This window comes from Bartonella sp. CL100XZDX, from assembly GCF_042195375.1.
Taxonomy (GTDB): domain Bacteria; phylum Pseudomonadota; class Alphaproteobacteria; order Rhizobiales; family Rhizobiaceae; genus Bartonella.
Genome location: NZ_JBHIOH010000039.1, coordinates 1 through 1,434 on the forward strand (window position 1 = coordinate 1; position 1,434 = coordinate 1,434).

The following is a 1,434-nucleotide window of genomic DNA, read 5'->3' on the forward strand; positions in this document are numbered from 1 at the left end:
ACGCTTGACTTTCATGCGTAAGTGAAAGAATTCCCCCGTAAAACGTGGGTCATAGCTTACGAAATCACACCATTTTCGTTCTGTACAAGCCATTTGGAATTGCATTTGTGCGTGATATTCTGGTTTGATTTCGTCACCTATACAAAAGCGCATATGTGTTACTGATCTCGGGCATTTGACTTCGATTAAACCGTCTTCTCCAATGAGACCATCGGGGCTAGCCCCCGCCATTTCTATTGTGGGGTGTTGGATAAAGCCGCATTTTGTTATATCGGCATCATAAATGAAGCCATATTCTCTCAAGGCATCATCTTCATGCTCAATACCCCATCTCATATCTTCAGTTTCATAATAGGGGCTTATTTCTCTTGTTAAACGTTCTGTTATGAGTTTGATTTTGTAGTCTTCATATTTGCTCGTAGGCAATCCTTTTGTAGTTTTACTGAGTACGCTGTAAATGTTTGATGCGGTGACTTTACCCAAGCGCGCTTGGAACCATTCTGCTGTTCTTTGTTCCATATCACACCGCCGTTCTTTGTTCTTGTGATACATATTCTATATCTTGGACGTGAATATATTCGGCATCTTGTATAGGAACGTATGTTTTCTCTTGTGGTGGGAGAGATTGTAGAGCGCTTTCTCTTTGAATTCTTGGCTTGCTTTCTAATATTTTCAAAACGTCGTCTGCTGTTTCACAAGACATATCTGTTAGCTTTTCTACTTTTGCATAAGAGAGAAGCTTATTTTTATCCGATTCTGTTTGTTCGATTAATTCTTCGATTTGCTTTATCTGTTTAGAGGAAACTTTTTGATTATTTGTATCGTCTTCTTTAGCTTGCATTTGACCATCTGTATCGTCTTCTTTACTTGCTAAATTAAGAAGCATGCCTAATAGGTATCTTCGTGCGTAGGTAAGTGTGGAACCAAGTGATTGTATGCTATTTTTAGAGCCTGTACTGTCAATTGGAAATGTTCCTTCTGTTGATATTTCATTGCCTGAAGGATGAGACAGAGTTATTTCTATGGTAACGTTTTTTTCTGTTTGATTTTTAATACGATAAAACAAAGCAAATTTGTATGTTGCAAGTCCGTCTTTTACAGCATCAATGTACTGATCAAGTGTAGCGTATTTGCTGTTTGTATGTTTATTAATGGCGTTTTGTTCGATATTTTTATATGCCATTTGCACAGCCGAAAGATCACGGACAAAATTTTGGCGCTCTTGTCGTTTTATCTCTTGTTCTCTTAAATCAAGAAGACGCTCTAAGCGATCCATATCGACGTCACTGTCTAAGGCTTTATTTAAAATACGTTCCATGACAGTTTGTTCGACGGCTAAATGATGTGTTTCTTCAATTTCTATTAGGTTAGTGTTTTGTTCACTCATCTTGATTTCCTACATTGCGCGCAATTCACCCGTGGCGTGAATCACGC

The 1,434-nt window shown here is 38.2% G+C and carries 2 protein-coding genes; both read right to left on the minus strand.

Translation table 11 applies throughout. The features are described 5' to 3' along the window. On the minus strand, positions 1-519 hold a 519-nt coding region (locus tag ACFILU_RS03775), incomplete at its 3' end, for a lambda exonuclease family protein (protein WP_375674812.1). A 1-nt stretch (position 520) separates the two neighbouring features. Then, on the minus strand, positions 521-1,387 hold the full coding sequence (locus tag ACFILU_RS03780; protein ID WP_273791660.1) for an ERF family protein: 867 nt from the start codon (positions 1,385-1,387) through the stop codon (positions 521-523). Positions 1,388-1,434: the final 47 nt, after the last annotated feature.

Coding starts and splice junctions, on each gene's coding strand:
- ACFILU_RS03780 (WP_273791660.1), bottom strand. CDS start 1,387: ATGAGTGAACAAAACACTAACCTAATAGAAATTGAAGAAACACATCAT.